General features: G+C 54.2%; 6 protein-coding genes. 5 read left to right on the top strand and 1 reads right to left on the bottom strand.

Annotated elements, in window-relative coordinates:
• The first annotated feature begins 1,171 nt into the window (after positions 1-1,171).
• Positions 1,172-1,876 carry a FadR/GntR family transcriptional regulator gene (locus tag AA0535_RS09760; protein WP_264815815.1) on the top strand — a complete coding sequence of 235 codons (705 nt, stop codon included), beginning with the start codon at positions 1,172-1,174 and terminating at the stop codon, positions 1,874-1,876.
• Positions 1,877-1,945: 69 nt separating this feature from the next.
• Here the strand turns inward: AA0535_RS09760 and AA0535_RS09755 are convergent, their stop codons facing one another.
• On the bottom strand, positions 1,946-2,836 hold the full coding sequence (locus tag AA0535_RS09755) for a LysR family transcriptional regulator (RefSeq protein WP_264815814.1): 891 nt from the start codon (positions 2,834-2,836) through the stop codon (positions 1,946-1,948).
• Between the two features lie 135 nt (positions 2,837-2,971).
• Between AA0535_RS09755 and AA0535_RS09750 the strand changes: the two genes are divergently transcribed.
• The 4 genes from AA0535_RS09750 to AA0535_RS09735 all read left to right on the top strand — a co-directional run bounded on the left by AA0535_RS09750 (position 2,972) and on the right by AA0535_RS09735 (position 7,276).
• Positions 2,972-4,393, top strand: coding sequence for a beta strand repeat-containing protein (locus AA0535_RS09750; protein ID WP_264815812.1), 1,422 nt, complete (start codon positions 2,972-2,974; stop codon positions 4,391-4,393).
• Between the two features lie 59 nt (positions 4,394-4,452).
• Positions 4,453-4,788 (top strand): hypothetical protein, encoded by a 336-nt coding sequence (locus tag AA0535_RS09745; RefSeq protein ID WP_264815810.1) that lies wholly within the window; start codon positions 4,453-4,455, stop codon positions 4,786-4,788.
• Positions 4,789-4,859: 71 nt separating this feature from the next.
• Positions 4,860-6,716 carry a Hint domain-containing protein gene (locus tag AA0535_RS09740; RefSeq protein WP_264815809.1) on the top strand — a complete coding sequence of 619 codons (1,857 nt, stop codon included), beginning with the start codon at positions 4,860-4,862 and terminating at the stop codon, positions 6,714-6,716.
• Positions 6,717-6,991: 275 nt separating this feature from the next.
• Complete coding sequence (locus AA0535_RS09735; protein WP_264815808.1) at positions 6,992-7,276, top strand: DUF3892 domain-containing protein; 285 nt, start codon at positions 6,992-6,994, stop codon at positions 7,274-7,276.
• Positions 7,277-7,935: the final 659 nt, after the last annotated feature.

The raw sequence follows: 7,935 nt of genomic DNA, 5'->3' as shown, positions 1-7,935 counted from the left end.
GCTGTGATCCCGCCCTCGATCAGCCCTGTGAGGACGATATCCTGCAGCCACGGGCTCTGGGCGGATTTGAACACGGCAATCTGGGCATGGGCAGATTTCTGCATCGCCGTCGTGGCTAAAAGTGACAGGGCACCGACGGCGAATAATCGCCGTTGTGAGATACTGAGATACGTGGACAAAGATTCGATCCCTATTGAACGGGGACAGGGTCTTTGAAAACGCATAGCGATGACAGAGGCGATCTGAGCGTTTTCCATAGGAAACCTATAGGTGGGCGGAGAGCTCGCTCTGGCAAGTGATGCCGAGCTGCATGGTTCAGGCGGTTGACGCCGCCAGATCGCTCATTTTGCCGAACTAGGCTTGCTGGGTGAGTCCTGCAACCGGCCCCTGGGTGAGGTTGCCGCGTCTCGCAACAGAAAGGCTCAGCTGGAAGTCTCAGTTCGCTCCTGGATCAGGGGTGATCCAGCAATACGGGCGGCTACACAGGGGCTGGCAGCGTTTGATCTTCTCTTGAGGATTGAGGTGCCGTCTGTCAGGTACTTCTGAGGGTGTAAGAGGTCTTTTTTGCCCCTCTATGGTGCACAGCCGCCCCGCGAGCCCAGCCAGTTGCACGTCCTGACCCGGCACGCTGTCCATCGTGACATGGCCCGATCGAACTGTCACGCGGACATGAAACAACGATCCAGAATCCTCATTCCGGAGTTTGTCGAAGACCGTTCCGTCGGAAACCCCGGCTTTCGCAGCAGCATGGCTCCCCCCTGGGACGAGCCATAAAAGGCCAAGACAGGACCTTATCGCGCGCGCGCTCACTCCGGCGCGGGAATGATACGGTTGCCACGCGGAGTTGAGAGGTTTCCTGCCGCCTGCTGGCAAACCGGGGTCAGGTACCCGGGTTAGCCCCTGAACAGGCCGAAAGCTCGATGCAGGGCGACACAGGCTTATTCTGTGGAAACTTTGCTATATGGTTGAAATTGGGAAGATCTCGCAACGGCCGTCACAATCCGTAAAATCGCAGCCATATTACGGACTTCATGAAATGCTCGATACCTCAGATCTCTTTCTATTTTTAACATCCTTATAACGGATTTAGATTGTGAATTATATACAAGGGGATGCCGCATCATGTTATTAACAGGCGTTATTGCAGAATTTTCAAAATAGAATGAAATCTATGTCTCGATCCCCCCATGTTGCGAGAGGCGTGCCTCTGTCTCCAGCCCGCCGTCAATCGCTGGTTGACTCGGCTCTCGGCGCGCTGAGGGAACAGATTGCGTCTGGGGTCTGGCCGGTTGGTAGTCGCATACCGATCGAGGGAGAACTGGCAGAACTCCTTCAGGTCGGGCGCAACACAGTTCGCGAAGCCATCCGTGTGCTGTCCCACGCAGGCATACTTGAGGTCCGTCAGGGTAACGGCACCTATGTGCGTGCGCTCGAAGGCTCGGATTTGATGCCGAGAATGCTCGATAAGACCAGCCCACAGGATCACGTCGAATTACTGACCATGCTGGAAATCGAGGCAGTTCGTCTCGCGGCGATACGCCGTACAGCCAGTGATCTGAAGCGTATCAAAGCTGGGCTCGATGCCCGGGAGGAGCGGCACGAGTGTAAGAGCGTAAATGTCTTCCTTGATCACGATGTGCCTTTCTACACGGCGATCGCTGAAGCCAGTCATAACAGTGCGCTAAGCCAGCTTTACACCTATTTTCTTGGTACAGCGCGTGAGTTTGCGCGTTCAGGAGCGGTCGAGAACAGCGATCAGGGGGCGACCCAATCACTCCACCATGATCTTTATGACGCGATAAAATCCTCCGATCCCATCCAGGCGGTGCGCTTGGCGCAGGCTCTTCTGACTCCTGATGCCGGACGTCGCATATAGATCGTGAAGCCGCTGATATGACGTCGTGACCGTATTCATGCGTCAGTTGCGGGGATCATCACACAGCGTTCACACCCCGGCATTTTTCTGGCTGAAACTTGCCATGAAGCTACGCACAAGAGGTGACGGAATTTCACGACGTGTCACCAGAGAAGCCACGCATACCGCTTCATCACCATGGACTTCGACGTAAGAAACACCGCGTATGTTGGTTGAGGTGAGCAGATTTGGAACGAGGCCGCATCCTGCCCCGGCAGCGACCATTGGGGCCAGAGACAGCAGGTCGATATCGTAATTGGGGTTGATGTTTCGTGTACTGTCGGGCGGAAACAGATTAACCATCATGTCATTGAAATATTTATTGCGTGACTTCGATGGTATTAAAAGATATTCTCCATCTATATCATGAATGCTACGGTAATGTTTTTTTCTTATCGAATAAGAATCGAGAGTCACTGCATATAGTCGTTCTCTGAATATTATCTTGTTTATAAGATTGTCATCGTCAGCCTCACCCCAGATCACAGCGATGTCGATAGTCCCCTCTCTGAGCATCGTGATGACATTCTCATTGCAGTCATGTTTGAGGTCGACAATCACTCTAGGGTCGAAAGACCTTATCGCCATCACGGATTTGATGAAATGGTCCAGGCTGTGTAGGCCGTCTGAAATTCCTATATTTATTCTATATTTATGTTCTCGCCTTGATTTTTCGATAATATTTTCCATTACGTCAAATTCGGCTATAATCCGGCTCGCCTGCCGACTTAATACCGAGCCAAATTCAGTAAGATTCATCCCGGTGCGTGATCGAGTGAAAAGGTCGAACCCGACTTCCTTTTCAAGAGAGGCAATCTGTCTGCTCAAGGGCGGTTGCTCGATATGCAGATGCCGCGCGGCACGGGTCAGACTCCCGAGCTGCGCCACAGTCACGAATGATCGGAGTCGCCTTAGATCCATACCCATCCGGTATGGATAAGACAATAATTGGTATGATGATAGGATGATATGATGTCGCATACTCCCAGCCGATATCGTTGGGCAGGAATTGCAACATGCTTACTGCCCTGAACGCTTTGTGCTGGAGGCGGCCACATGGGCATTGTCACTGTAGTTGGTTCATCGGGTCTGACCGTCCAGGTCACTATTGACGGTGCCCGGATGGAAAGTCTGGCATCCGCTTACGCAAAGCAGATCTCCAATGCCGCGAGCACCGGGTCGTTTGGATCGATCGATCTCGGCAGGGGCTCGAACACGGTATCGAGCCTCACCACCGGAACGGCGCAAGGTGTCGTAACCATTGGCGGCTCTTTCGCCATGAGCGGTGACTACACCAATCTCCTGATCGGCTCGGAAAACAGCGCAAGCGGCGCCGTCAGTCCCCTGGGACTGCCTGTCACAGTCAACGGGAGCGGTATAACGTCGAATAGTCTCTCCGTGCTGGCGGGTAACACGGCGAGCACGAGTTTCTATGCCGGGAATTATAACGGAACTTTCGTATCGACGGCTGGCAATAACCTTTTCGACGGTACTGGCCGAAGCGGTAACTGGACGATTGCGACCGGTGCGGGCGACGACACCATCATTGCAGCAAGTGGCGTCAATAATATCCGTGCTGGAGAGGGTCGCAATCTCATCACGCTGGGCACGGGGACGAATTTTGTGGCGTCCGAGGGTCAGGACACGATCACAGGTGTTGAAAATGCGTCCGATACGGTCACCCTGATTGGCGGTGATTCGAGCGTCACTCTTAAATCGAATGCATTGGTCGTCGACACTGCGCTCACAGGAAGCGCCATATCGGTTGGAACCAATAGTTCCGTTTTTGGCGGTACGGGATCGACTGTCACGTTCACTGGCGAGACAGGAACGATCATCGGGACAGTCGGAGACACGATTTCTGCGGCCGGTGACCTCCAGGTCTATCATGGGACAGCGCAAGCCATCAGCGTTTCAGGTGCGCTGCAATTCATTTCCGGCACCGGCGATACATCCATCAACGCGGGTCTGGGAACCATCTGGGGCGCCAACAGCCTGCACGCGACTGTCGATACAGCCGGACGTGCGCTGTTTACTGCCAATCAACCCAATACCACTGGGGATCAATATATCGACGCATCCTCATCCAGAGGGACGCTGGAGGCCTGGACAGGGGCGGGAAACAACACGCTCATCGGCGGGTCAGGTGCTGATCAATTCGTGTTTGGAACCCAGTTCGAAAACGCAAACGGGAACAGTTATGCAACCGTCACCGGCGGCAATGGTGCGGCCAATCGTTTTGGTGTCCTGGCCGGGCATAATGGTGGAGACATCACCATCACCGATTTTGGCAGCGCCGCCGGAAACATGTTCTTCATGTACAATTACAAGCCCGCAGACGCCGATCAGGCCGTCAAAAACCTGCTGGATACCGCAACAGTTTCGGGCGGAAATACGACGCTACAACTCGATAATAATATGAAGGTGACCTTCCTCGGTGTGGGAGATCTCAAGGCGTCCAGTATCACCATTTCATAATTCAGACTTGATGGGCCCCGGGATCGCCCGGTCCTATTTTCGCGGTCAAGGAGACAGGGATGAGCAAGATCAGCCGAAACGACAGGACAGTCAGTACTGAGCGCGCAGCCGATGTCGGCACCCCGAGTGGCGCTGGCGAGACCAAGCGTATTGTGATGACAAATGTCGACAATGCCCCGATGATATTTGCCGATAAAGTCCCCGTTTATGGGACCATTGGCGATGTGGTCACCACCACTCTGGCGGCAGAGCGACCGGTCGGCGAGAGCATAGCGGTCTCGGCGACTGTGCATCTCCGTCTGACCCGGGACGCGGCCAAAGTACTTGCGAGATCGTTGCTCGAGGCTCTCGCAATGATCGATCGCAACAATTTGCCGGCGGATCGTCTGAACTGAACCCTCAGGACAGGCGACGGAACTTCAACTGATCGGATGCTGCCACAGCAGCCTGCCGGGAGTATTCCCAAATGACGGATTACAAAAACGCCAGCGGCGTGACTTACGGCCTCACCTATCATTCCGGGCTGTTCGGCATAGGGGCGACCTACGACCTCCTCATCACATACGCGAATGGCGGGACGGATACGGTTACCGGAATACCGGCCAGTAATGTTCTCACCACATCCAACACGACGCTCAGCATTGTATCCATCCTCGGACTTGGCGGCGGCGTGTATGTGATTCCCCCCGGGTTCTCAGGCACCGTGACCACCGTTCTGAGCGCTCTTTCAGGCGCCACGATCCATGTCGGGGGTACGGCGGTCATATCTACCGGTGCGTCGGCGCTGAGCGGCACTACGATCGATGTCGATGGAGGCAACGCCACCCTGGCCTCCGGTCTTGTGGCGAACGCTCTGAGCGGCACTACCGTCAACATCAACAGTGGGGGTGTGTTCAGTAACGGGAGTGGATTGCTCAGCCTTTTGTCAGGGAGCACAATCAATTTCGGCCAGGGTGGTGGGACATTCATAGCCAATGCCGGAGGGGCTCTGGTCAATCTGTCCTCGACAACGATTACGGGGTTCGACGCCGCCCGTGACATCATACAGTTCACGAACATGTCTTCGACACCGGTCGCTTACCAGATTGCGACGTCAGGTAATTCCCAGACGATTACTGTCACCGATAGTAGCGGCAACACCATCGCTTCGATGTCGGTCGCAGGCACAAGTTTCACAGCCGGAACCTACTCGACGTCCGGTCGTGGCCCACTCACCATCAGTAAAACGGGTACAACGTTATCGATCGAAGCTCTGGCGAGTGTGTGCTTCCTCGCAGGGAGCATGATCCGCACGCCTGATGGTGACAGACCTGTCGAAACGCTCAAGAGCGGTGACAGTGTCATTGTGAGTGCCCACGGCGAACAGGTAGTACGAAAGATCATCTGGGTGGGGAGCAGACACAGGACAATCAATCCGGATCGCCCGGATGATGAAGCTGGCTATCCCGTGAGGATAAAAAAACATGCTCTTGGGAATGACAGGCCTTATCAGGATCTGCTGGTCACTTCAGAGCACTGTGTCTTCATTAACGGAAGGTTCATACCGGTACGTATGCTGGTGAATGGTGAAAGTATAGTCTATGATCGGACATTAACCGAGTATCGTTACTACCATCTTGAGACCGCCGAGCACGCTGTCATTTATGCAAACGGTGCAGAAACCGAAAGTTATCTCGATACGGGCAATCGCACCGCCTTTACGGCTGCGAGTGGGGCAACGCCCTTGAAGAGGGCCCCCGCTGGATCACGCACTGCCATCCCCTTGTGTGTGGATCGTGATTTTGTCGAGCCGATTTTCCTGGCGTGCAAGGCGCGTTCCATGGAGGCTATGCCCACCCATGACGAGGCGCCTCTTATGACGTGGGATCGGGACATCAGATTGGTTACCGACGATCAGTCGATATTATTGCCTCGACGCATCTTGCCGGACCGTGTTGTTTTCTCTCTGCCCCCCGATACCCAGATCCTGAAGCTGCAATCCAACGCGTCGCGTCCCTGCGACATCATCGGTCCTTTCGTGGATGACCGCCGATATCTAGGTGTTCTGGTTGGCAAGATCACCCTGTTCGAAGCGGACAAATCATGTGACGTTCATACTCACGTGAAGGATTACCAGAGCACCGGATGGCATGAGCTTGAGGGACCGGACATGCGATGGACTGACGGGAATGCGACGCTTGTTCTGACTACCCGACGTTCGGCATCCTTCGCGATGCTTTCCATCGAAATTCTGGCAGGTGGACCTTATCTTGCGGAACAGTCGGCTGCAACAAGGTTGTCTTCGGGCCTGCGCAACGCCCAGCAAGTAAAGACAGGTACGTAATCTCGATCTTTGAGGCAACGCCTCGCGAGTAGAAAAACCCTCCGTTCCCTGCTGCAAGGCAGGAAGCGGAGTCATGCGGGGCGCATTGAGTGAAATGTACCCCGCATGAGATAGACGCCTATCTGTGGTGAGGCTTTTATTGATCAAATGCGAGACGCGAAACAGCGCGTCGCCGCTGGAAAATACCCCGACACAATGCAGGATGCCGGGATAATCAATGCCTGGCCTTAGAGCACGTCATTCCGGAAATCGGGTAATTTCGAAAACAGGGCAAGATGGCGATTGAGACACTGCAGATTACCCATGTGAGAATAGCGAGCCATTACGAGGCCCATCGAAAAATTCATTCGGTAGGCGGAGTTATCGATGGTGTGCGCTGGGAACTTACGGAAAGCGAAGTGATCAGGCGCATCGAAAGTAGAAAATGGAGTTTTTTTGTGAGGATAGGCGATCTCCCTATAGGCGTGGAGATCGCCACTCATAATGATCGACAATATATCCGGACGCATATGGATGGCTATGCGCCCTCAAGTCTGATCAGGCTCGCCGCAACGCATTGAGCTGCGGCGATTATAGAGAATGATCAGAGCATGTTATTGCAACGTTGCCCCGGCTCGTACGTGAGGGGGCAGTCTCATCACTTTGATCGTCGTCATGCCGTGTTTTCTGAAAATGATCGAGTGCCCATACAATACGGTATGGCTTAGCTTTCACGGCTATATGTAGAAATATCGTATTTGCTAAAGAACGTCATGACAGGTCTTGTCTCAGGCGATTATCGGCTCCTGATTGAGCTCCGGTCACGAGAGTTTGTGTAACTCTCGGAGGCGCGGTTCAGGGTCTGAATGGTCTCGCGCATGTGAGATGAGTGCAAAATCATTGGACTATGCGGTGCCGATAGGCGCGGGAGGGGTCGAAGCACCGAGATAAACAGGTTCGGCATCACGCCGTGCGGCGTCTTGAAGTACCTCTAGTCCTACTGGGGAGAGCAGCATGATAGCCCGCGCAAGACCACGTGCTTCGACGCGGAACGCTCTCTCGATGTCTGATCAGGGTGAGCGATTCATCGATGACCGGCCAAGACGATGCCTAAATCGCCTGTGCCATGTCGTCACACCCTGATGTCCGTGTTTCCTCGCCTCTTTATTTTTTAGAAGCCGATCATGGCGTCGCCGCCGAAAGTGAACATGCCTGTATTGCGGTTATCGTTGAAGGGTGA

Source organism: Asaia krungthepensis NRIC 0535, from assembly GCF_025995175.1.
Lineage (GTDB): Bacteria > Pseudomonadota > Alphaproteobacteria > Acetobacterales > Acetobacteraceae > Asaia > Asaia krungthepensis.
The sequence above is the reverse complement of the archived record's forward strand: the minus strand, read 5'-3'. Positions and strand labels throughout refer to the sequence as shown.

Coding starts and splice junctions, on each gene's coding strand:
- AA0535_RS09760 (WP_264815815.1), top strand. CDS start 1,172: ATGTCTCGATCCCCCCATGTTGCGAGAGGCGTGCCTCTGTCTCCAGCC.
- AA0535_RS09755 (WP_264815814.1), bottom strand. CDS start 2,836: ATGGATCTAAGGCGACTCCGATCATTCGTGACTGTGGCGCAGCTCGGG.
- AA0535_RS09750 (WP_264815812.1), top strand. CDS start 2,972: ATGGGCATTGTCACTGTAGTTGGTTCATCGGGTCTGACCGTCCAGGTC.
- AA0535_RS09745 (WP_264815810.1), top strand. CDS start 4,453: ATGAGCAAGATCAGCCGAAACGACAGGACAGTCAGTACTGAGCGCGCA.
- AA0535_RS09740 (WP_264815809.1), top strand. CDS start 4,860: ATGACGGATTACAAAAACGCCAGCGGCGTGACTTACGGCCTCACCTAT.
- AA0535_RS09735 (WP_264815808.1), top strand. CDS start 6,992: ATGGCGATTGAGACACTGCAGATTACCCATGTGAGAATAGCGAGCCAT.